Origin of the sequence: Vagococcus fluvialis (genome assembly GCF_003337315.1) — a bacterium.
Taxonomy (GTDB): Bacteria; Bacillota; Bacilli; order Lactobacillales; family Vagococcaceae; genus Vagococcus; species Vagococcus fluvialis.
In genome coordinates this window covers 14,814-36,172 of sequence record NZ_QPJV01000010.1, presented here as the reverse complement: position 1 = coordinate 36,172, position 21,359 = coordinate 14,814, and the positions used below count along the sequence as shown (strand labels likewise).

At 31.1% G+C, this 21,359-nt stretch carries 25 protein-coding genes and 2 pseudogenes; 4 read left to right on the top strand and 23 right to left on the bottom strand.

The features are described 5' to 3' along the window. Window positions 1-177: 177 nt before the first annotated feature. The 3 genes and pseudogenes from DFR54_RS09895 to DFR54_RS09885 form a co-directional block, all read right to left on the bottom strand. Window positions 178-1,083 carry a magnesium transporter CorA family protein gene (locus DFR54_RS09895; RefSeq protein ID WP_170126955.1) on the bottom strand — a complete coding sequence of 302 codons (906 nt, stop codon included), beginning with the start codon at window positions 1,081-1,083 and terminating at the stop codon, window positions 178-180. 157 nt (window positions 1,084-1,240) lie between these two features. After that, entirely contained in the window at window positions 1,241-2,218 is a 978-nt protein-coding gene (locus DFR54_RS09890) for a Gfo/Idh/MocA family protein (protein ID WP_114290079.1), read from the bottom strand. 33 nt (window positions 2,219-2,251) lie between these two features. Further along, a pseudogene (locus DFR54_RS09885) lies at window positions 2,252-3,279 on the bottom strand (Gfo/Idh/MocA family oxidoreductase). 145 nt (window positions 3,280-3,424) lie between these two features. Here DFR54_RS09885 and DFR54_RS09880 point away from each other — a divergent pair. After that, window positions 3,425-4,282, top strand: a complete 858-nt coding sequence (locus tag DFR54_RS09880; RefSeq protein ID WP_114290078.1) for a MurR/RpiR family transcriptional regulator — start codon at window positions 3,425-3,427, stop codon at window positions 4,280-4,282. Window positions 4,283-4,452: 170 nt separating this feature from the next. On the opposite strand, the gene DFR54_RS09875 is transcribed toward DFR54_RS09880, so the two are convergent. The 6 genes from DFR54_RS09875 to DFR54_RS09855 all read right to left on the bottom strand — a co-directional run bounded on the left by DFR54_RS09875 (window position 4,453) and on the right by DFR54_RS09855 (window position 8,354). Next, complete coding sequence (locus DFR54_RS09875) at window positions 4,453-4,911, bottom strand: S-ribosylhomocysteine lyase (RefSeq protein WP_114290077.1); 459 nt, start codon at window positions 4,909-4,911, stop codon at window positions 4,453-4,455. Between the two features lie 16 nt (window positions 4,912-4,927). After that, window positions 4,928-5,572 carry a class I SAM-dependent methyltransferase gene (locus tag DFR54_RS09870; protein ID WP_114290076.1) on the bottom strand — a complete coding sequence of 215 codons (645 nt, stop codon included), beginning with the start codon at window positions 5,570-5,572 and terminating at the stop codon, window positions 4,928-4,930. Between the two features lie 3 nt (window positions 5,573-5,575). After that, the gene (locus tag DFR54_RS09865; protein ID WP_114290075.1) at window positions 5,576-6,721 is read right to left on the bottom strand and encodes a cystathionine gamma-synthase; all 1,146 of its coding nucleotides are present in this window, start codon (window positions 6,719-6,721) and stop codon (window positions 5,576-5,578) included. An 11-nt stretch (window positions 6,722-6,732) separates the two neighbouring features. Continuing rightward, entirely contained in the window at window positions 6,733-7,653 is a 921-nt protein-coding gene (locus DFR54_RS09860) for a PLP-dependent cysteine synthase family protein (protein WP_114290074.1), read from the bottom strand. A 105-nt stretch (window positions 7,654-7,758) separates the two neighbouring features. Next, window positions 7,759-7,887, bottom strand: coding sequence for a hypothetical protein (locus DFR54_RS13485; RefSeq protein WP_264478149.1), 129 nt, complete (start codon window positions 7,885-7,887; stop codon window positions 7,759-7,761). Window positions 7,888-8,063: 176 nt separating this feature from the next. Continuing rightward, window positions 8,064-8,354 carry a hypothetical protein gene (locus DFR54_RS09855; protein ID WP_114290073.1) on the bottom strand — a complete coding sequence of 97 codons (291 nt, stop codon included), beginning with the start codon at window positions 8,352-8,354 and terminating at the stop codon, window positions 8,064-8,066. A 104-nt stretch (window positions 8,355-8,458) separates the two neighbouring features. Between DFR54_RS09855 and DFR54_RS09850 the strand changes: the two genes are divergently transcribed. Next, window positions 8,459-10,114, top strand: a complete 1,656-nt coding sequence (locus DFR54_RS09850) for a peptide ABC transporter substrate-binding protein (protein WP_114290072.1) — start codon at window positions 8,459-8,461, stop codon at window positions 10,112-10,114. A 42-nt stretch (window positions 10,115-10,156) separates the two neighbouring features. On the opposite strand, the gene DFR54_RS09845 is transcribed toward DFR54_RS09850, so the two are convergent. The 14 genes and pseudogenes from DFR54_RS09845 to DFR54_RS09780 form a co-directional block, all read right to left on the bottom strand. Beyond that, the gene (locus DFR54_RS09845; RefSeq protein ID WP_114290071.1) at window positions 10,157-11,071 is read right to left on the bottom strand and encodes a dihydrodipicolinate synthase family protein; all 915 of its coding nucleotides are present in this window, start codon (window positions 11,069-11,071) and stop codon (window positions 10,157-10,159) included. Beyond that, window positions 11,058-11,888 carry a MurR/RpiR family transcriptional regulator gene (locus tag DFR54_RS09840; RefSeq protein WP_114290070.1) on the bottom strand — a complete coding sequence of 277 codons (831 nt, stop codon included), beginning with the start codon at window positions 11,886-11,888 and terminating at the stop codon, window positions 11,058-11,060. The genes DFR54_RS09845 and DFR54_RS09840 overlap by 14 nt, the downstream gene beginning before the upstream one ends. Before the next feature lie 9 nt (window positions 11,889-11,897). Beyond that, a complete protein-coding gene (locus DFR54_RS09835) occupies window positions 11,898-12,776 on the bottom strand; it encodes an ROK family protein (RefSeq protein WP_114290069.1) in 879 nt (292 codons plus the stop codon). 1 nt (window position 12,777) lies between these two features. Beyond that, a complete protein-coding gene (locus tag DFR54_RS09830; protein WP_114290068.1) occupies window positions 12,778-13,218 on the bottom strand; it encodes a NanQ anomerase/TabA/YiaL family protein in 441 nt (146 codons plus the stop codon). Window positions 13,219-13,227: 9 nt separating this feature from the next. Continuing rightward, window positions 13,228-14,592, bottom strand: a complete 1,365-nt coding sequence (locus DFR54_RS09825; RefSeq protein ID WP_114290067.1) for an ABC transporter substrate-binding protein — start codon at window positions 14,590-14,592, stop codon at window positions 13,228-13,230. A gap of 13 nt (window positions 14,593-14,605) precedes the next feature. Then, the gene (locus DFR54_RS09820) at window positions 14,606-15,448 is read right to left on the bottom strand and encodes a carbohydrate ABC transporter permease (protein WP_227276627.1); all 843 of its coding nucleotides are present in this window, start codon (window positions 15,446-15,448) and stop codon (window positions 14,606-14,608) included. Between the two features lie 12 nt (window positions 15,449-15,460). Next, window positions 15,461-16,354 (bottom strand): carbohydrate ABC transporter permease, encoded by an 894-nt coding sequence (locus DFR54_RS09815; RefSeq protein ID WP_114290066.1) that lies wholly within the window; start codon window positions 16,352-16,354, stop codon window positions 15,461-15,463. A 14-nt stretch (window positions 16,355-16,368) separates the two neighbouring features. Continuing rightward, window positions 16,369-17,067 (bottom strand): N-acetylmannosamine-6-phosphate 2-epimerase, encoded by a 699-nt coding sequence (locus DFR54_RS09810; protein WP_114290129.1) that lies wholly within the window; start codon window positions 17,065-17,067, stop codon window positions 16,369-16,371. Further along, entirely contained in the window at window positions 17,063-18,031 is a 969-nt protein-coding gene (locus tag DFR54_RS09805) for an acetylxylan esterase (protein ID WP_170126954.1), read from the bottom strand. The genes DFR54_RS09810 and DFR54_RS09805 overlap by 5 nt, the downstream gene beginning before the upstream one ends. Before the next feature lie 132 nt (window positions 18,032-18,163). After that, a pseudogene (locus DFR54_RS09800) lies at window positions 18,164-18,310 on the bottom strand (VOC family protein); the annotation flags it as partial. A gap of 15 nt (window positions 18,311-18,325) precedes the next feature. Then, window positions 18,326-18,802, bottom strand: a complete 477-nt coding sequence (locus DFR54_RS09795) for an ABC transporter substrate-binding protein (RefSeq protein WP_114290064.1) — start codon at window positions 18,800-18,802, stop codon at window positions 18,326-18,328. A gap of 9 nt (window positions 18,803-18,811) precedes the next feature. Continuing rightward, window positions 18,812-19,585 carry an ABC transporter substrate-binding protein gene (locus tag DFR54_RS09790; RefSeq protein ID WP_114290063.1) on the bottom strand — a complete coding sequence of 258 codons (774 nt, stop codon included), beginning with the start codon at window positions 19,583-19,585 and terminating at the stop codon, window positions 18,812-18,814. 90 nt (window positions 19,586-19,675) lie between these two features. Further along, the gene (locus DFR54_RS09785; protein ID WP_114290062.1) at window positions 19,676-19,858 is read right to left on the bottom strand and encodes a hypothetical protein; all 183 of its coding nucleotides are present in this window, start codon (window positions 19,856-19,858) and stop codon (window positions 19,676-19,678) included. A 224-nt stretch (window positions 19,859-20,082) separates the two neighbouring features. Further along, the gene (locus DFR54_RS09780) at window positions 20,083-20,472 is read right to left on the bottom strand and encodes a DUF1722 domain-containing protein (protein WP_114290061.1); all 390 of its coding nucleotides are present in this window, start codon (window positions 20,470-20,472) and stop codon (window positions 20,083-20,085) included. A 168-nt stretch (window positions 20,473-20,640) separates the two neighbouring features. Here DFR54_RS09780 and DFR54_RS09775 point away from each other — a divergent pair, with 168 nt between their 5' ends. Together DFR54_RS09775 and DFR54_RS09770 are read left to right on the top strand one after the other, a co-directional pair. Further along, window positions 20,641-20,925: a helix-turn-helix domain-containing protein gene (locus tag DFR54_RS09775; protein ID WP_114290060.1), complete on the top strand. Its 285-nt coding sequence runs from the start codon at window positions 20,641-20,643 to the stop codon at window positions 20,923-20,925. Window positions 20,926-20,938: 13 nt separating this feature from the next. Continuing rightward, window positions 20,939-21,256, top strand: coding sequence for a hypothetical protein (locus DFR54_RS09770; protein ID WP_114290059.1), 318 nt, complete (start codon window positions 20,939-20,941; stop codon window positions 21,254-21,256). Window positions 21,257-21,359 lie beyond the last annotated feature (103 nt).

The window sequence follows — 21,359 nt, the reverse complement described above, 5'->3', positions numbered from 1 at the left end:
AACTTGTCTTAAGTCTCACCATTTCATCTAATACCAGAAAACGACAAGTCGTTAACTTACTGTTGACATTAGCGCAGCATATATTTGCTACTGGTTACTCCCCTAAGAGTTAAAAATTATATATTTATACTAACAAATAAATGTTCAATTAGCAATCAATATGAAATAAAAAATTAGCTAAACTTTTTTATTACGTTTTAAACCTAAAATTAACCACGCCACAAGTACAACTGATAAAATAGTTAATTGAATCCATCCATATACTTTATCAACCTTTGGTAAATTAATATTCATCCCAAAAAAACCGGTAATTAAAGTTGGAATTGCAATAGCTAATGACCAAACTGTTAAAAATTTCATCGTATCATTTAGGTTGTTATTCATAATACTGTCAAATATTTTAGCGATTTTATCAACAATTTTAGCTTCTAATTCTGCCATATGAACAATTTGTTCCGCTTCAATTAAAGCGTCCTCTAATCTTTCTTTTTCCACATCTGATAACTCTTTACCAAATTTAGATTTTTCTAAAATAGTTAATGCCTCAACATTACTTTCAGCAGCATTTAAAATAAAAGTTAAAGACTGTTGTAAATAGGCTAACTTAACTAGCTCTTTATTCGTTAGTTTCTTTGTTAACATATCGTCTAGTACATGACGTTGTCTTGTAACCTCTCTTAACACTGGAAAATAACTACTCATTAAAAAGTAAATTTTTTCTAGCATAAATGAAACAGGTGTATCAATTCTTTCTTGACCAGTTTCCTTATTCATATCATGGTTCATCAAAGAAAGATTACTTTCATTAAATGTAAATAAATTATTGTCTTTAATTAAGAAAGCGATTGGTTTAGTTGTATAACGATTATTTTCTTGAGATTTGGCAGGCATATGTAAAATAACTAATTCCTGTTCATCTTCTGGTTCATGAATATAGTTACTCTGTTCATAAGTATCCAAAACATATTCTAGTACTTCATCTGATATTTTATATTCATCAAGTAAGGTATTTTTTTCTCTCTCATTTAATTTTCTAGTTTCAATCCAGTTTAAGCTAGCATTAATATGATGTTTAACTAACATAAGATACCGTCTCCTTTCAACTGTTATCATCTAATTTTTTCATATCTCTCAGATAGTTGATAAAGTTCTCTAATCACTTATCTATTCTACCCTATTTAGACCAAAATAAAAAACCTCAAAAGATAAGTTTTAGACATATCTCTTGAAGTTTTAATAGTTATCCTAATTCAATGTTTCCACTAGCTAGGGCTTTATCGACTACTTCCATCACTAATTGACTGTGATCTAATTGTTTTTCAACTTCTTTCATATCATGCTCAGTTATCATGCGGTAAAATTCAGCAAATTCTTCGTACATACGATGAGGATGAGCATTATTTTGATAAACTACCGCTTCTTCACCATTTAATTGTTTTTCAACTTCTACAATTAAGCTAGATGAGCCATTAATTAAAATCGAACCCTTATTTCCTTGGATAGTTGTTCTAATTTCTGAGGTTGAATCTTTTGCTCCGATACATACTACTTTTACATTTGGATAATCTAAAATTAAAACACCAGAAGTATCAATATTTCTTTCAACATTTGGTAAATAATGAACTGAACTTGGTTTTCCTAAAAGTCCAACAGCAAAGTGAATATTATAAATATTAATATCCATTAAGGCCCCACCACCCATTTTAGGATTAAAGGCTGGTAAAATGGTTCCTTCTTTAAAGGCATCATATCTTGATGAGTATTGAGAGTAGTTACACTCCATAATTTTTAACTCACCTAATTCAGGCATAATCTCTTTAATCGTTTGATAGTTACCTAAATATTGATTAGTAATAGCTTCAACTAAGACTAAATCTTTAGCTAATGCCATTTCCTTAAGTTCCATAAATTCAGCTAAGGTTAATGTAAATGGTTTCTCACAAATAACATGTTTCCCTGCTTCTAAAGATTTTTTCGCATATTCATAATGAAGATGATTTGGTAATGCGACATAAACAGTATCCATATCACTTTTTTCTAAAAATTCATCAAAGTCTGTAAAAGCTTGGTCAATATTATTATCTGCTTGAATTTTCATTAATTTATCATAACTTCTCTTAGTTCCTAAAATCGATGTTACTTCTATTTCAGGTAAATCTTTAGCCATTTCTAAAAAGTGACCGACAATCATACCTGCACCTAAAATACCTAATTTCATGTTTACTCCCCCTCATATTTTATATTATGTAAATTATACCTTAATTTCTGATGAAAGTCGTGAAGTTGCGGTATTTAAAATTTCTATTTGTTTAATTGTCTCTTCCTCTGTTACTAGATGCGGTTTATTATTTTTTAAAGTATCATATAAATGTTGATAAAACATACTATAATCACCAACTTCAGAAACTACTTTTTCTTCATGATATGTACCTTCTTCATCAATATAAGATAATACGCCGTAGTGTTCTGGTAGGTCAATTCCAAAATCCGCATTAGTAGGCATGTAAAAGTGTTTCAGATGCTCTTCTTGTCTATCTTTCGTTGCTTTTACAAAACAGCCTTTAGTCCCATAAACAACAAAACTTGGCCTCTCTTTAAGCCTAAAGTAGCTTGATTTTATAGAAACTTTCACTTGATGATCGTAACACATATCTATATCAAAATAATCACTCATCCTACCAGTTCCTAAAATTTGTTTCACATCATAATGAATATTTGTTGGTTCTCCAAAATATGAAAGTACTTGATCAACAGTATGACAAGCATGAGTATAAACAAAGCTCTCTAACTTTGAATACGTATTTTTTTCTTCTGGTACCTCTGGACGAAAGTAATCATAGTGCATTTCTATTTCTAACAAATCTCCTAAAATACCACTATCAATAATTTTTTTCACAGTCAAAAAATCTGAATCAAATCGTCTATTTTGAAAACATTGAATCATCAATTTTTTAGATGCGGCTAGTTCAAATAATTCTTTTGCTTGGGCTACTGTTTCAGTAAAAGGTTTTTCTACAAGAACATTTTTCCCATTCAGTAAAGCTTCCTTAGCCAATTCATAATGAGATATTGGAGGTGTTGTAATCACAACTAATTCTATCTCAGAATCACTATAAATTTCTTCTTTATTACAAGTATACTCAACATCTGGAATTTTATCCCAAATTGATTCACTTCTCGAATAAACTTTTTTTATTTTAATATCTGATATTTTTTAGCAAAAGGTATATGATAACGATTAGTACTCTTTCCATTTCCAATATAAGCAATTTGTAACATCTATCTTCCTCCCTCATTTTTGTTGACTCCATTTAATCATAAGGGTTTAATAAGAGTAAACAAAATAACATTCTTTTAATATTTCATTCCAAAGAAATGATATTTATCAAAAAAATGGAAATATTATTCCAAAAGGAGCTCACTATTGGATATTATCTTAGCCTTAAATAAACAAGAAAACTTTAATACCACAGAAATTTTTATTGCCAATTACATCCTTAAAAATCCCAAAAATGCATTGACCACTTCTGTTCAAGAATTAGCGAATGCTACCTTTTCTTCAACTTCTAGTATTGTCAGACTTTGTCGAAAAATTGGATTAAAGGGGTTTGCTGACTTTAAAATTCAATTATCCGCACAACTTCAAGTGAAACCCAAAGAATTAATCGAAGTAGATCCAAGTTTTCCTTTCTCTGATAACGATACTAATGCGGATATTCTAAACAAACTTAAAGCTCTCTATACAGATTCTATTAACCAAACGTCTTTCCTTTATACAAATGAACTCTTGGAACAAGCTGTTAGTTCTATTATCGATGCTAATAAAATTGGTATATTTTCTTATGGAGATACGACTGTTCCTGCATTAAATTTCCAAAATAAAATGATGAAAATTGGTTTTCACATCCTAATGCCTAACCTTCCAGGTGAAAATAGACATCTTGCTAATAATTTTTCAGATGATGATTGCGTGCTAATTCTTTCTTACAGTGGTGAAAGTAAAAATAGTTACCGTATTGCTAAAATTTTAAAAAATAGACAAGTTAAATTAATTGTTGTTACTGCTTATCCTGAATCCCATATTGGTAAATTAGCTGATCTTATCTTACCTGTATCAGTGAGTGAAAATCAGACAATAAAACTATCAACATTTTCCTCACAAATAGGTATTGAATATGTTCTTAATTCTTTATTTTCTTGTATCTTTGTTTCTAACTATGATACTCATATGAAAAAAAGAATTGAATCAGAAGAGGATTTTTTGAATGATCGATTTATTTAATCACAACCTTTAGGAATAGTTAGTCTTCTCTTTCTGACTAACTATTCCTAAAGACATATTTTTTTGAATTATCCAAATATAACCATCACTAAGATTTCCCCAAACCTTTTTAGTAAACTAAAAAAGCTGTCGTCATAGACAACAGCTCAATTAACATTTAAAGATTTATTTTACGCAAAAATGTTTGACCATTCATTTCTTTTTTCTAAAAATTCTTTTGCTAAATTTTGTGCACCCTCTAAAGTATGACTACTAGCCCATCCACATTGGATTTCATTACTCGCAGGAACCTCAGTAGCTACTAAAACATCCTTCATCGTTTTTTCAAGAACTAATAAAACTTCATCTAAATCATCATGATTTAAAACTGTTAAATAAAAACCTGTTTGGCATCCCATTGGCGAAAAATCCACTATAAAGTCTGCATGATTTCTTATTAACTCCGCTGTTAAATGTTCTAAAGAATGAAGACTTGCCATCTCCATATGCTCTTTATTTGGTTGTTTAAAACGCACATCATATTTAACAATTAAATCGCCATTACTACCTATTTTTCTATCTGCCACTCTAACATAAGGAGCACTTACCTTAGTATGATCTAAATTAAAACTCTCAACATTCATTTTCATTTTTTATTACTCCAATCTAGTTTTTTACTGCTTCAATAATCCAAGCAAATTGATTTATTTGATTAAACTTTGTTCTAAAACCGGCTTCTCTGAAATAGACTTCCATATCTAATATCAAGGGATAGTATTCTCTCTCTAAATCTTCAAGTAAGTTCAATTTATTTGAATCATAAGATTCTTTTTTTACTAACTCGTAATTTTCATGTGATAAAAACATTGTGTCTCCAATGATTACTTTTCCTCTTTTAGGAAGTAGATTATAGTACATTCGAATAACCTTATTTTTTTCTGCTTCTGTTAAATGATGAAAAACAAAACTTGAAACAATCGTGTCTATCTCCTCACTAGGTTTTGGAAAATTTTCTAAATCACCTTCTATGAAAAGTTGATTTCTTAAAGCTGATTTTCTTTTAGCTATTTCGGTCATTTCTTTAGATGGTTCCACTGGAAAAACTTTTCTTTGGTGAGCTAATAATTTCTGTGTTAAATTGCCCGTTCCACTACCAAATTCTAAAACAGAAGCTCCTGAAAGCTTTGCTATTTTTTCTAACATGTCATCATAATTTTCAAAAACTTCTTTATACTCATCATCCTTACCTGCAACTGTCTCATCATAACTCTCAGCCCAACCAGTAAATATATCTAAAAATTCTCTTCCCATTTACTAAGCACCTACTTTTAGAAAAGCTTGTTCTAAGTCTATTAGTAAATCATCAATGTGTTCGATACCGACAGATAATCTAATTAAACCATCTTTAATGCCAGCTGCTTCTCTTCTTTCTTTTGTCATTGAAGAGTGTGTCATAACAGAGGGCACTTCAATTAAGCTTTCAACTCCACCTAAACTTTCACCTAATGTAAATAACTCTAATGATTCAACAAAAAGATGCGTATCATAAGTTTCTTTTAATTCAAAAGAAATCATGCCACTAAAACCACTCATTTGTTTTTTAGCAATTTCATAATTAGGATGTGTGTTAAGACCAGGGTAATACACTTTTTCAACAGCTGAATGTCTAGTTAAATAATCAACAACAGCTATTGCATTTTTTTCATGAGCTTCCATTCGAATACCGAGAGTTTTAATACTTCGTTGAACTAACCAACTATCATGAGGTCCTAAAACACCGCCAATGGCATTTTGGTTGAAAGCTATTTTTTCTGCTAGCTCTAATTTATTTGTGGCAACTAGTCCTGAAACAACGTCACTATGTCCACCAATATATTTAGTAGCACTGTGAAGAACAATATCTGCACCTAATTTTAATGGTTGTTGAAAATAAGGTGTAGCAAATGTATTATCAACAATTACAAGTAAATTATTTTTTCTAGCAACTTCCACTTGGTAGGAAATATCAGTAATTTTTAATAAAGGATTGCTCGGTGTTTCTAAAAATATTGCTTTTGTTTTATCAGTTACGGCTTCCTCTACCAATCCTTTTTGACTTGTATCAACAACTGAATAAGTTAACTGTTGATTGACTAATACATTTTCAAATAAGCGGAAAGTCCCACCATAAACATCATCTGCTAAAATCAAATGATCACCTGGTTGAAAAATAGATAACACGCTATGTATTGCTGCAAGCCCTGATGCAAAGGCAAAACCTTTAATCCCACCCTCAATATCTGCGATTAATTCCTCTAAAGCAAAACGAGTGGGGTTACTAGAACGAGAATATTCATAAGCCCCTGGTTGCCCTACTTTTTCTTGTTTAAAAGTTGAGGTTTGATATATCGGAACACTCACTGCTCCTGTTTCCTTATCTGTACTTATTCCACCATGAATTAATTGTGTATTTATTTTCATTTTAATACTTCCTAACTATAAATTTTATTTGATAAATAACGATCACCTGAATCAGGAAAAATGGTTACAACTTTGCTTCCATTTGGTAGGATTTCAATTTCTTCAAGGGCTGCAGCAAAAGCCGCTCCACTTGAACTACCAACTAATATGCCATGTTTTTTTGCTAATTCTCTTGTATAATAAAAACCTATTTCATCTGAAATTGTATAAAACTTGTTAACTGAAATAGTTTCAAGAAAAGGCGGTATAAATTCGACACCAATTCCTTCGATAGCATGTGAATGGCTTTTACCACCATTTAAAATCGAGCCTTCTGGTTCTACACCAACTAATCTAATAGCTGGATTTTTTTCTTTTAAATAAATAGAAACACCTGAAAAAGTTCCACCGCTTCCTATACCTGCAACAAATGAAGTAATATCCTCTCCTAATTCTTGATAAATCTCTGGGCCTAAAGTATCGTAATATGTTTTTGGATTGGTTTGATTTGAAAATTGTAAAGGTAAATAACTATTTTTTATTTTTTTCTGGATTTCCTTAGCCTTATTAATAGCACCACTGATGCCCAATCTAGTATCTGTTTGAACTATCTCAGCACCTAAAGCTTTTATGAGCTGTTGTTTTTCAATACTAAATTTATCTGGAATAACAAAAATCGTTTTTAGCTTATATTTTTGTGCTGCCAAAGCTATGCCTATTCCTGTATTACCCGCAGTTGGTTCAATAATCGTTGTTGCTTGATTAATTATTCCCTGCTTGATACCTTCTTCTATCAACTTGTGACCAAGTCGATCTTTGATACTCCCACCTGGATTGAAATATTCTAATTTTGCATAAATTAGAGAATCTCTTGGGATACGTTTGAAATGATGATGGTTAAAGGCCATCACCGGTGTTTGACCAATTAATTGGTCCACACTGGAAACAATCATATTTTTCCTCCTTTTAACCACAAAAAAAGAGGTACTGACTATTATGTCAGCACCTCTTGAAATGGTTGTTTTTAATTTATTCTAAAAAACAAAAAACTAAAAAAGCTAATTATTCTCTAAAATAATTCCATCTAAGATTGTTGGGCATCCCTTAATAGACATAGCAAAATAGTATGCTGCTTTTTGCACCATACAACAACAAGATGAAAATGTAACAAGTTGTTTGCTAGTCATGAAGATGACCTCCTCTAAGATTTGAAGTAATGATATGCTTTTTAAATAACAATGTCAATTGCATTTAAATATATAATCTAATTAACGTTAGTAAGTGAACATATTTAAACTAAATCATAAAAAACGTATCAGCCTTGCTATTAAAAGCACAGTGATACGTTTTTTTATGATTTACTTCATCTCTTTTTCATCTGTTCTTTTAAAAAGATAGTATCTAATGATTTTAATATTCCTCCTTCATGTTGATGACTTTTAAAGTAGCTTTGTCCAAGAATTGCTAGGGGTAATATCGTTTTTTCTTCCTCTTTGCAGTCTTTAATAAAAGCCTCCATCAAAAGGTCCATTGACTCTTTTGATTGAATATCTGTTAAAATTCTAACACCACCACCAGCCATACTCCATTTCAATTCATTCACTACCTTTTCATTTTCAATTAATTCATAAGTATACTCTGTTCGATTAATCATCTTTACTTCTCCTTTTTGTGAAATTATCTGAAAATTTCATCTTTTTATTTTGACTTAATTATAATAATATTATAAAATCATTAAAATACAAGGAGGGGATTATCATGAAAAAGATTTTATGGGGAAGTGTTGGATTGGTTTTTCTATTAGCCGGTTGTCAGTCTAACACAACAAAAAAAGAAGAAACTAATAAAACACCTGAACAAAAAGTAACAATGGCTGTTAACCAAGAACTTTCTTCACTAGATAGTACATTAGCCACGGATACCTACAGTATCACTGTTTTAAATAATGTCATGGAAGGCCTTTATCGATTAGATGAAAACAATCAATTAGTTCCAGCAAGTGCTAAAGATGTACCTACAGTTTCCGACGACAAATTAACTTACACAATCAATTTAAGAGATGATTTAAAATGGTCAAATGGTGACAAAGTAACTGCAGATGATTTTGTTTACGGATGGCAAAAGGCTGTTAATCCAGATACAGGTTCAGAATATAGTGGATTATTTGCTGGTATTAAAAATGCTACAGAAATTATTGAAGGAAAACTACCTGAAACTGATTTAGGCATTAAAGCTGTGGATGAAACTACTATTGAAGTAACTATGGAGCGCCCTGTTCCCTATTTCGAAAGTCTACTTGCTTTCCCAACGTTCTTTCCACAAAACAAAGCCTTTGTTGAAAAAGAAGGAAAACAATACGGAGCAACTAATGAAAACTTAATTTATAATGGTCCTTTTGTTTTAGAAGATTTTGACGGAGCAGGAACAGATACTGAATGGAAACTAACAAAAAATCCAACTTACTGGGATAAAGATAAAGTAAAACTAGATACGATTGTTAATCAAGTAAGTAAAGAACCTTCAACAAGTGTTCGCTTATTTGAAGCTGGTGAATTAGATGATGTTACCTTATCTGGTGAGCTAGCTAAACAATATCAGGAAGATGAAGCTTTCACGCCACTACCAAAAGCTGGAACAACTTATTTAACTTTTAATCAAAGCGAAGATTTCTTTAAAAACAAAAAAGCGCGTCAAGCTGTATCACTTGTTTTAGATCGAAAAAATATCACAGAATTTATTTTAGCTGATGGTTCAAAAGAACCTAAAGGACTTGTACCAAATGGCATGTCTTTCTCTCCTACCGATAAAAAAGATTTTGCGGATATCTCAAAACCAATGGTCAAAACAGATATTGAGGAAGCTAAAAAGCTTTGGGAAGAAGCTAAAAAGCTTTGGGAAGAAGCTAAAAAGGAAACTGGGACAAAAGAAATTACTTTTGACTTATTATCTTATGATGATGAGGTTATCAAAAAATTAGCTGAAGCTATTCAATTTGATATTGAAGACAAACTTTCGGGATCTAAAGTCAACGTTAATATTGTTCCTTTAACAGCTGCTATTGAAAAAGGCCGTAACGCTGAATTTGATTTATTCTTATTTGGTTGGGGTGCTGATTACCCAGATCCAAGTAGTTTCATGGAACTTTTAACAACTGACTCTCCTTATAACTACGGAAAATATTCAAACAAAGATTTTGATGAATTAGTAGAAAAAGCTTCAACAACTGATGTTACAGATGATGAAAAACGCTGGAATGATTACATTGAAGCTGAAAATATTTTAACTGATGATGCAGCAGTTAGCCCTATTTTCCAAAAAGCTGAAGCTAAATTACGTAATCCAAAATTAAAAGGAATCGTAAACCATTCAACTGGTGCACAATTTGATTTTAAAGAAGCCTATTTAGAGGAATAAATGTAAAAGGGAGTGTGACAAAATTAAGTCACACTCCCTTGTTTATAGTGAATATTTCTTTATTGCTAATTCTATCATCCCATAGACTTCTTCTACAATAGACATATCTTCTGAAGTAATACGTGGTAAAGGTGCTCTAACTGAGCCTATCGTGATACCTCTTTTAACTAAAACAGCCTTCATGACATCATATAAATTGCCTTTAGCTTCTAACATTTTAAAAATAATATCATCTATCATAATTTGAATTTCTTGTGCTTTTTCTATTTCACTATCTTCAATTGCTTGATTGGCAGCTAAAAATAACTCTGGCATAACACCATAAGTTCCACCGATACCAGCATCAGCACCCATTATTCGCCCTGCAACAAATTGCTCATCAGGACCATTAAAAACAACAATCTCTTTCCCGGCATTACGCTTAAATAGATAAATATCTTGTACAGGCATAGATGAGTTTTTTACACCAATAACTTGATCAAATGACATCATCTCTTTCAGCATGTTAACTGATAAAGCATACCCTGTTGTTTGAGGTATGTTATAAATAATAAAATCTAATGATGAGGCATTCATCATAGCTGTCCAATAATCTCTAATCGCAAACTCTGGTAAACCAAAATAAATAGGTGGAATTGCTGCTAACGCATCTACTCCTAAGCTTTCAGCATGTTTAGCAAGTTCAACACTATCTCTAGTTGAAGGTGCTGCAACATGGGCTATAATTGTCATTTTTCCACCTACAGCAGCCATAACGTTTTCTAATACTTCTTTTCTCTCTGTAACATTTTGATAGATACACTCACCTGAGCTACCACCTACATAAAGTCCTTTAACACCCTTATCTAAATAAAATTTCGCTAATTCTTGGACTCTTTCTCCACTAATATTTCCATTTTCATCGTAGCAAGCATAAAAAGCTGGAATAATTCCTTTATATTTTTCAAGTTTTGTCATTTTTGCCTATCTCCCTGTGTTGATTACCTCTTGTAATCACTTTAATTGTTTGGCTCATTCTTTCATTTAATTTTTCATCTTCTAAAAGCATCGTTGAAATAACATCTATTTGATACATAATTGCAAATTGAGAATTTACAAATCTTTTATTATCTACAAAAACACTACTGTAAGCAATTAAAGATGTATCTGAAATTTTTGATAGTGTACTTTCTGGAAAACAGGTAATACTCAATACGTTAGCTCCATTTTCTTTAGCATGCATAACAGCATCGTTCACTTCAACAGTTTCTCCAGAGGCAGAGATACCAATTACAAGGTCATTTTTCATTGCCATAGCACTTGTTATAAGCATCATATGTGAATCTGTTGTTGAAATAACATTTAATCCCATTCTAAGTAATCTCTGAGTTAATTCTAAAGCTGTTAATCCAGAACTACCCACACCAAAAATAAAAATTCTAGGCGCTAGTTTAATGCTATTGACTGCTATTTCTAAGTCACTTTTTTTGACTATTTTTTCTGTATTTTCAATTACCTTTGTATAAAAATGATATACTTCACTATGAAGATCTTCATTCATATTACGATTATTTTTTAACATACTTAATTGAATTTTTAAATCTACAAATCCATCTTGATTTAATTTTTTAGCAAATCTTGTAATGGTTGATGGAGATGTTTCTGTTTCTTTAGCAAGAGTTGAAATATTTATATTACTAATAACATCATTATTTTTTAATAAGTATGTAGCAATTCGTTTCTCTTTCTCAGAAAATGATGGAAATTTATTTTGTATTTCTTCTAAAATAGTCATAATTCAACCTCATCTATGTCGTTTCTTAAAATTATACAACGCCCCAATCATTCCTGCATCATTTTTAAGTGTAGCAAATTGAATTTTAGTTTTATTAAATCTGTCTGCTTCAATTAGCATACTTACTTTCTTCTTAATTAAAGGTGAGATGTAAGCTTCTTGGGCCATAATTCCGCCACCTAACACTATAACTTCTGGATTAAGTAAATACATCATATTAACTAATCCAATAGATAAATTAGTTATCATTTTATCTATCTCTTCAATGCAGACTTGATCACCAGAAATTGCTAAATCAAATATTTCTTTTCCTGTTATTTTTTTATCTAACCTTCGAGATACTTGTTCTACAAGAAATGTCGTTGAGGCAATATCCTGGTAATTACTTCCGTTAACCTTAAGATAACCAACTTCACCAGCTGTGAAACCAACACCGTGTTGAATCTTACTATCAATTAATATTGATCCACCAATTCCTGTCCCAACAGTTAAACAAATACCATTGGCTATATTTCTAAGACTTCCCTTCCATAATTCCCCTAGACAAGCTGCATTAACATCATTCTCAACTTCACACGGTATATTGAATTCTTTTTCAACCATTTTTTTTAGAGGTGTATTAGAATAATTAGGTATTGTATATCCTGCATAAACAACTTCACCTTCATTTGGATCAACGACACCAGCAGTTGAAATACATACTCCTTGAACATTATATTGGTCTCTACTTTTTTTTATCAAATATTTAACAGAATTAACTATATTTAGACTTTCGTCTGCATTATTAGTCTTGAGAAGCGGAAATTTTTCTAATATATTTCCGTCAGCGTTAAAAATTCCTGACTTTATAGTTGTTCCACCAATATCAATACATAAATAGCCTTTCATATCACAACACCCTAATCTTAAAAACTATTTTTCGGACTTTCTTTTTCGTTGTTCTAATTCCAGTACGATGAGGTTCATTTGGGGTTAATAAGAGCAATTCACCTGCTTTTAAAATAACTATCTCTTCTTCGACACCATGAAGAAGATAATAATCATCTTCTTCGTGGTAGTCCTCTTTTTTCATATGATTAGGATCAGCTAAATCTATCATTTCTTCTCCGTCATACATATAATGCAAATCAAAATCTACTTTGTGTGCTTCCCAAACTCTTTCATCTCTTGTTGCGGTATCGTATTCTAAAAAATTAGCACGTATATTTTCATTTATTTTAACTTGTTTCACTTCAAATGAAGACAGTGAATCAATGAAACCTCTAATGGTTGGTAAGAGAGAATATATTTTTTCACTTTGATCAAGTGACTTTAAACTTGTTTTTAACATGTGCTCACCTTACTTTAAAATTACTGATTTACTTTTATTTGTTTCTATAATTCTATTTCCTTGCTCTGTAAAATTGTCCAAAGCTTCTTTAGGAGTTTTGGCACCTGTAAACACAGCTTGTAATTCCGGGAAGAAAGCATTTCTTAACTCTGCATAACCTGGCGTATTGTTAGAAAAGTTGATAACATTATCAGAATTTTTATTGTAGGCTTCAAGATATGGTAATTCTGATGATACTTCTTTTGATACACTTTCTCTTACTGGAAGTGTATTTTTAGATGCCTTCACTAATTCAGGATCTGTAGAATAGAACTTAACAAAATCTTTTGCTGCTGCCATCTTACCTTCATCACCTGTATTAAATACAACAGAACTTGTTACATAAGTGAATGACACTGGTTTTTTCTCACCTGGGATATTCGCTAATCGCATATCAAATTTTTCTACTTTCCCATCACTCATATCTTTTTGAATTCCTGAAAATAGAACACTATTTGTAAAGTTAATAGCTGTTTGTTTATTTTGGAACATCGCATTTACATCGTTACTTGTTAATGATTCTGCACCCTTTGTTGTATATCCTTTTTCTCTAATATCATTGATAAATGTCAATGCTTTTTCACCAGTTTCTTCATTAACGACAATATTTCCTTCTTTATCGAAAAATGGGTTTCCAAACATTCTCATATAAGACATATTCCAAGTATCACCTTGATTATTCTTAGCGAATAATCCCATAGGTGCTACATCACTATTTTTTTCTTTTAACGTTTTTAAGATTGTTGAAAAATCATCCAAACTCCAAGTAATAATATCATGTTCACCACCAACATATTTGTCTAAGCCTGCTTCCTTAAACATATCTGCATTATATGCTAATGTTCCAGGATTATGACCAAATGGATAGAAATATACATTATCATTGATTGTAACGTTATCCCAAATAGCTGGTGCAATATCTTTTTGGCTTTCCTCATCCACAATATCGTCTAATGGTGCTAAAACACCCATATGAGCATATTCACTTAAAGCAAAACTTGAGTCAAAAAATACATCTGGTAATGTTTTCGTTTGAATAGCTACACTTAATTTGTCAGATCGCTGTTCTCCAGGAATAACTTGCACATTAACTTTAACATCAGGGTTTTTCTCATTATATCGTTTAGCAGCCTCTTTAAAGAAACTATCATAATCAGCTCCTTCTTCTGATGGATCCTGGATACCTTTCCATTGTGGTGTTAGCCACACTTCAATTTCTTGTGACTCACCTTTAGCAACTTCTTTATTTTTTTCTTCTTTTCCTTTACCGCAACCAGTAAGTAATAATCCTACCGCTCCAACAACTAATAACGTGCTTAATACTTTTTTCTTCATTTTCTTCTCTCCTTTATTCTTTTACAGCTCCCGCTGCTATTCCTTTAGTAAAATATTTTTGGAACATAATAAACACAATAATCATTGGTAGAGCGGCTACAGCTGCACCTGCTACTCTCAAACCAATATTAGGATTAATTTCCTGCATTAGTCCTGCAACTCCTACAGTTAAGGTATTCATCCCCTTACTTCTCGCCATAAGTAATTGCCATAGATAGTCATTCCAAAATGTGACAAAGTTTAAAATAAATAATGCGCCAATCCCTGGTTTTGCAATAGGTAGCATTAGTTTCCAAAAAATGTACCATTCGCTTGCGCCGTCTAATTTTGCAGATTCTCTAATAGAATCAGGTATTGATTCAAAGAATGATTTCAACATAAACACACCAAAGCACATAGCTAAGTTAGGTATAATTAATGACTGATATGTATCCACCCAGTCAAAAGCTACTACTATCTTAAACAACGGAACAATAAAAGTTTCTTTTGGAACCATTAAAGATGCTATAAACATTGCAAACAAAATCTTTTTTCCTTTAAAATTTAATTTTGCAAAAGCATAAGCTGCTGCTGATGATAAAATAACACTCAAAATCGTTGTTACAATCGATACAAAGAAACTATTAAACGTCCACTTTAATGCAGGTTGATTCTGGAATAGTTCCTTAAAATTCCCTAAGTATAAACTTTTAGGAAGTATCTCTGGTGGCATTTTATAAATATCTGCAGATGTTTTAAATGAATTGGTAATCAACCAATAAATAGGAAACAAGCTCAACAACGCTAAGATAAAAACAATAATATTCGTTATTTTGTCATAACGTTCCATAGCTTTAAATCGTTTAAACGCTTTCATTATTCACCCTCCTTATTTTTTATCTCCAAATGCTTTAAACTGTGGAACTGAAAGTAGTAAAGCCACAATAAACATGATAACTCCTACTGCTGCTGCTACACCTGTATTGTTATAAACAAACGCATTTTGATATAAATAATACATCATAGTAACTGAAGAATTATTAGGTCCGCCACCTGTTAATAACTGAATTACGACAAATATTTTTAACACAGCAATAATGTTAATAACTATCAAATAAAGAGTCGTAGGTCTTACTAGTGGAACAAGTATTTTGGTCATTCTTTGCCATCTCGTAGCACCATCAATTTGGGCTGCTTCGAAATAATCTTCTGGAATACCAATCATAGCTGCAATATATAAGATAATAGACTGCCCAACATTTCCAACAAATGTAACGAAAATAATAGTAGGCATTACCCAAGTAGAACTTCCCAAAAGATTAACTTCTTCAACACCCGCATTTCCAAGTAAATAACTGATTAATCCGTTAGCTGGATTTAATAAAAAATTCCACACCATACTCATAACTACCATAGATACCATAACAGGTAAATAAAAACTACCTCGTATAAAAGAGATATACTTCGATGATTTATCGTAAACTGTTGTAGCAACAAATAACCCAAATACGATAGTTAAAAAAACAATGGCTACAACAAATATGACGGTATTAAAAACTGATTTCATAAAAACTGGATCTGCAAATAATTCCTTATAATTATCTAAACCAACAAAAATATCCTCTGTATAAGTTTGTCTATAAAGACTCATTTTAAAGCCTTCAAAAACTGGATATACAATAAATAATAAGAATAATATTAATTGAGGCCCCACAAATAAATAACCTGTTAATGATTCTTTAAATTCTTCTCCAAATTTTTTTTTCTTTGTTTTTAATTCCATTATTTCCCCACCCCTTACTTAATTTGTTCGATTTCATCAATAAAACGTTTAGTTATTTCTTGTGGTCTTGTAATCGCCCCACCACAAACAACACTATATCCTCCTAATTCAATGGCTCTCCTAGCTTTTTGCGGAGTATCGATCTTCCCTTCTACAATTACTGGAAGCTTGGTTTGATTCAGCACATCTTTCAAATGTTTGAAATCATTATCAGCTATGTTTTCTCCTTTAGTATCTTCTGTATACCCGTAAAGTGTTGTTCCAATAAAATCAAAACCTAATTCTTCTGCGTAAGCAACATCTGCTAAACTTGCTGAATCAGCCATTAGTAAAACATCTGGATATTCATCTCGTATGATAGAAACAATCTCATCTAATTTCTCATCATTCGGTCTTTTCCTAACTGTTGCATCCATTGCAACTATCTCTACTCCAGTTGCACAAACTGCTCTTACTTCTTTTAAAGTTGGCGTAATAAATACATCACTGTCAGAGTATTCTTGCTTAATTATTCCAATAATTGGTAAAGAAATAGTGTCTTTTATTGCCTGAATATCTACTACAGAATTTGCTCTTATACCTATTGCACCAGACTCTTTTGCTGCTCTTGCCATTCTTGACATAATAAATGAGCTATGCAAAGGTTCGTTTTCTAGGGCTTGACATGATACTATTAAGCCTTTATTTATTTCTTCTAAAATTTTCATTTTAATTCTCTCCAATTCTCCCACCTGTTATCCAATTCATTATTAAATCATTCATTTCTACATTCAAAGCTTCATGACCATACTCTGGTAAAATAAGATGTTCTTTTTTCCCTTCTACCCTATTGTAAAAAGCATACTGTGTAGAAGGTGCACAAATTTCATCTCTTAAGCCAGTTATAAGCTTTAAATCTCCCTTAATAAAAGTAGCAAAATTTTTTACATCAATATAATCTAAAGCTTTTAAAACGGAATCCTCTGTTCTATACAAAGGATCTGTATATTTAAAATATCTAAATAATTCATCATAAGGTTCACAGGTTAATTTTAAATCTAAAACTCTTTTAAAATCTGATAAAAATGGATAGATACTTATAATTTTATTGATTTTAGGATTTAAAGCACCTCCGATTATTGCTAATGCTCCTCCTTGAGAAGCTCCTAGTGTAATCATATTTTTTTCATCAATTTCATCAAAGTTTGCTACTAACTCTATTAATTGATAGACATCTAAGAAAATTTCTTTAAAAAATAGATTTTCTCTTCCTTCAGTCATACCTCTTATCAGTTGTCCCTTAACTGTATTACCTGAAAAAATGCCACAATCTGTCGACTGACCTGCTTGACCTCTAACATCCATCGCCACAACTGCAAATCCTGCTAAAATATATTTAAAATACTCTGACCAATCACTACTTCTTCCTTGATAACCATGAAAATGAAAAAGAACTGGTACTTTATTTTTTGTTTTAGGCTTCAAATATTTTGCATAAATCAACGAACCATTTAAACTTTTAAAAGTTAAATCAGAACAATCTACAAAGTCTACATCAAAATTCTTTTTGTTTACTTTATATTCAGTTATAGTACCAACTTTTTTTATTTGCGAATTCCAAAATTCTTTAAAATCTTTCGGAGTATCTCTTTTCCCTAAATATTTTTCAAGTTCTTCAAGAGATATATTTTCAATCAATTTACTCCCTCCAATCATTGTTATCGCTTTCAGTTAAAAATATAACACAAGAAAATAATTTTATCAATATATTTTAAAAGAAAATTATTTTCATAAAACAACAAAAAAATACTTTGAATTTAATCAAAGTATCTAATCCGTTGTTAATTCTATTAAATTTTCTTCTGGGTCTTGTACGACTGCTTCATAATAACCGTCCCCTGATGTTCGTGGACCACTTAATAATGGATATTTAGCAGTAACAAATTTTTCAGCAAAACAATCCACGTCCTCTTTCTCTTTTTATGGCACTTATCAATGGTGAATTAAGCCATTATATGTCGGTCTTTGAAGTGCAGTATTAGCTGATTGATAAATCGGGATAACCCCAGCATCTTTTAGTAACAAATCTTCTGCTTCTACTAGTTTATTCCAACGCTCTTCAAGTTGTGTCGCAAGTTTTTCTGCTTCTTTTAATAATTCATCATAGGATTTATTTTGATAACTAGCCACATTACTATCAGAAGTTGACATATATTGATTCATAAAAGTTAATGGGTCTTGGAAATCTGGTCCTACACGATTTAAAATTAAATCGAAATCTCCTTTTTCTCTTCTTTCCAATAAGTTTTTTTCTGGCATCAATTCAATAGTGATCTTAGTATTTGGAAGAATCCTCTCTAAACTAAATTGAATAAATTCTGTAATGTGTTTGTTTTCGTCTTGATCTGAAGCAAGTAAGGTTAAATTAACTTCCTTTGTGCCTGATTTACTTGAGAATTTTTGCCAAATTTGAGTTCCTTATTTTGGATTAAACTCATTAACAAGTGGTTTTTCATCTCTAAAATCTTTTTTGGTCACAGGGCTAAAATGATTATTTTGTTCATAACTCCAAGTTTGATTACTACCTTTCCAATCCGCTAATTTAAAAACACCATTATAAATTAAGTGCTCGCTGTCTTGAGCGTATTTCTCTCCCTGTTTCTCAACGTAGTTTTTATTCAAAGGAAATAGAGTTGGAAAAGTTAACATTGATGTAAAATAAGGAACTGGATGTTCTAAGGTTATTTCAAGCTCGTATTTACTAACTGCCTTAATTCCTAATTCATCAACTGCTACTTTTCCTTGATTAATTTCTGTCGCATTTTTTACCACATCTAGTAATAAAAATGCACCTGTTGCACCTGATTTTGGATCAACAATTTGTTGCCAAGCGTAAACAAAATCATCAGCTGTGACTTGTTCCTCATTAGACCAGTAGGCATCCTCTCTTAATGGGATTTTATAGACTAATCCGTCTTCACTAATTGTTGGTAATTCTGTCGCAACACCTGGTACTAATTGATCCTTCTCATCTAAATTATATAATCCTTCCATAACTTGAGTAATAGCTATGAAACTTCCTCCGTCAAAAGCTTTTCTTGAATCCATACTAGGAATTTCATTGATTTCCATCATTTGAAGTGTTTTTGCTTCAGTTGTATCACTTGCTTTCTTTTCAGATTTGGAATTAGTTCCACATCCAGTTAAAAGAATGCTAATACTTAATAAGACAACAAACCATTTTTTCTTCATTTTATTATTCGACTCTCTTTTTATGATTTTAGTTAATTTCTGCCATACGTTTTTTCACGTCTTCAATGATATTTTTAAGTTCCGCTTCTTCTAAATACGGCACTCGACCATAAAATTAATAACCATAGTTTGCTCAATTTGACTCCAGTGAACATCATTTAATAACGTGACTTCAATGACATTTTTTCTTTCATTAAAAGAAATATCACATAAATAAATTTTTTCTTCTAACTTAAAGGCTCGGCGTAATGTTTTATCATTAATCTTATACATTACTTCATTTGGCTCTCGATTTAAGTAAACTAATATTTCATCTCAAGAAAAAATATTAGATACTTTTATCTCTAACTTGTTCGGTTCAATCATCATTAGCACCACTCCTTTGTTCTCCTTATTTTATCAAATAATTGATTAAGAAAATGTCACTATCTGGCTTTTTGTATGGACTCAATAAAAAAATCCTCAGAAAACTCTAAGGATTTTTACTAATTATTTAATTAAGACAAAGGCCATCTCATATTCAAGAGATATTTTTTCTCGTATTTTTTCGCTAATTCTTTTAAAAAAACTTCTAATTCCTTACTATCTATAGGTGATTTCTTTATTAATTCTATATAAGTGTGGATTTCTTTTAATGTTGCTTCTTTTTTGAAATACCCCCAAATATGTTGGTAAGCATTTCTTAAGGTTTTTTCTGTTGGTTCTGTAGTTTCTAAATCTTTTAAAAGAGTTTCATATGTTTCATTCTTTTCTTGATTCCATTTATTACCTTTAGCGAGCTCTCGTATTTGATTATATGCTTGTTGAGTGCGTGACATCACCCAATATTTATGTTGTGCCCAAGACACTTGAAATTCTTTTAATAATTGTTTGTCAGTCTCTGTCATCAAAACAACTCCTTATAAACCTTTACTCACAGTCTATCGAAATTTTAACTGACTGTAAAACATTCTATCACTAAAACAATCGTCTTTTTCTTTCAAATTCTAACTATTCAGATTAGAATATAGTAGACAGCAAGTTTAACTTGTTTTAAATTTTTTGAATCAAAGCTCTTGCAAACGATAAAACTTCAAGATAGTTCAAATAACTATTTATCAACTGCATTGTTTTCTGGTGAGGAAAGGCTTTGTAGCTATATTTTAGATGGCTCTTATAAACATCATTTCCAAGATAACTTAAGAGATGTATCTGAAACATTAGGTTTAAGTTATCGCCATGTATCAAGATTACTCAAAAAATTAGTTGATGAGCAGATTATAGAACGGCAAACAAGTGGCTATTACATAACAAACGAAGATGTCTTACGAAAGTTATCAATGACTCATAAACGTGATTAAAAGGAGATGGATAATGAAAAAGTCAGATTTAGATCGACTAAACCCTAAACAGGATGATATGCATGGATTCGATTTTTTTAATCGAGGTAATCTAAGTAAAGATGTCACTAATTACAATAAACAAAAAAACAATCTATTATTTTATCTAACTTTTATTGTAATAGCAGCTATCTCACTTTTAATCTTACTTAACTCTGCTAGTTATTTAAAAAATTATGGAGACTCTCTAATGGCACTAGCTATTACTTTAATTGGTATTATCTTATTTAGTTTGTTGATTGCTACGTTAATTACTTTTATTTATAAAAAAATAAAATATTCCTCAAACTAATATGAACTACTTCCCGTCAAGTAGAAAACTGAACAAGAATGTATAGAAACTTAAACAGAAAGAATTAGTAATCTGTTTGAGTTTCTTTTTTGATTTTTTTGAC

Excerpts from the sequence above, each read along its gene's own strand:
- DFR54_RS09895 (WP_170126955.1), bottom strand. The coding sequence starts at position 1,083 with ATGTTAGTTAAACATCATATTAATGCTAGCTTAAACTGGATTGAAACT.
- DFR54_RS09890 (WP_114290079.1), bottom strand. The coding sequence starts at position 2,218 with ATGAAATTAGGTATTTTAGGTGCAGGTATGATTGTCGGTCACTTTTTA.
- DFR54_RS09875 (WP_114290077.1), bottom strand. The coding sequence starts at position 4,911 with ATGAAAATGAATGTTGAGAGTTTTAATTTAGATCATACTAAGGTAAGT.
- DFR54_RS09870 (WP_114290076.1), bottom strand. The coding sequence starts at position 5,572 with ATGGGAAGAGAATTTTTAGATATATTTACTGGTTGGGCTGAGAGTTAT.
- DFR54_RS09865 (WP_114290075.1), bottom strand. The coding sequence starts at position 6,721 with ATGAAAATAAATACACAATTAATTCATGGTGGAATAAGTACAGATAAG.
- DFR54_RS09860 (WP_114290074.1), bottom strand. The coding sequence starts at position 7,653 with ATGATTGTTTCCAGTGTGGACCAATTAATTGGTCAAACACCGGTGATG.
- DFR54_RS13485 (WP_264478149.1), bottom strand. The coding sequence starts at position 7,887 with ATGACTAGCAAACAACTTGTTACATTTTCATCTTGTTGTTGTATGGTG.
- DFR54_RS09855 (WP_114290073.1), bottom strand. The coding sequence starts at position 8,354 with ATGATTAATCGAACAGAGTATACTTATGAATTAATTGAAAATGAAAAG.
- DFR54_RS09850 (WP_114290072.1), top strand. The coding sequence starts at position 8,459 with ATGAAAAAGATTTTATGGGGAAGTGTTGGATTGGTTTTTCTATTAGCC.
- DFR54_RS09845 (WP_114290071.1), bottom strand. The coding sequence starts at position 11,071 with ATGACAAAACTTGAAAAATATAAAGGAATTATTCCAGCTTTTTATGCT.
- DFR54_RS09840 (WP_114290070.1), bottom strand. The coding sequence starts at position 11,888 with ATGACTATTTTAGAAGAAATACAAAATAAATTTCCATCATTTTCTGAG.
- DFR54_RS09835 (WP_114290069.1), bottom strand. The coding sequence starts at position 12,776 with ATGAAAGGCTATTTATGTATTGATATTGGTGGAACAACTATAAAGTCA.
- DFR54_RS09830 (WP_114290068.1), bottom strand. The coding sequence starts at position 13,218 with ATGTTAAAAACAAGTTTAAAGTCACTTGATCAAAGTGAAAAAATATAT.
- DFR54_RS09825 (WP_114290067.1), bottom strand. The coding sequence starts at position 14,592 with ATGAAGAAAAAAGTATTAAGCACGTTATTAGTTGTTGGAGCGGTAGGA.
- DFR54_RS09820 (WP_227276627.1), bottom strand. The coding sequence starts at position 15,448 with ATGAAAGCGTTTAAACGATTTAAAGCTATGGAACGTTATGACAAAATA.
- DFR54_RS09815 (WP_114290066.1), bottom strand. The coding sequence starts at position 16,354 with ATGGAATTAAAAACAAAGAAAAAAAAATTTGGAGAAGAATTTAAAGAA.
- DFR54_RS09790 (WP_114290063.1), bottom strand. The coding sequence starts at position 19,585 with ATGAAGAAAAAATGGTTTGTTGTCTTATTAAGTATTAGCATTCTTTTA.
- DFR54_RS09785 (WP_114290062.1), bottom strand. The coding sequence starts at position 19,858 with ATGTATAAGATTAATGATAAAACATTACGCCGAGCCTTTAAGTTAGAA.
- DFR54_RS09780 (WP_114290061.1), bottom strand. The coding sequence starts at position 20,472 with ATGACAGAGACTGACAAACAATTATTAAAAGAATTTCAAGTGTCTTGG.
- DFR54_RS09770 (WP_114290059.1), top strand. The coding sequence starts at position 20,939 with ATGAAAAAGTCAGATTTAGATCGACTAAACCCTAAACAGGATGATATG.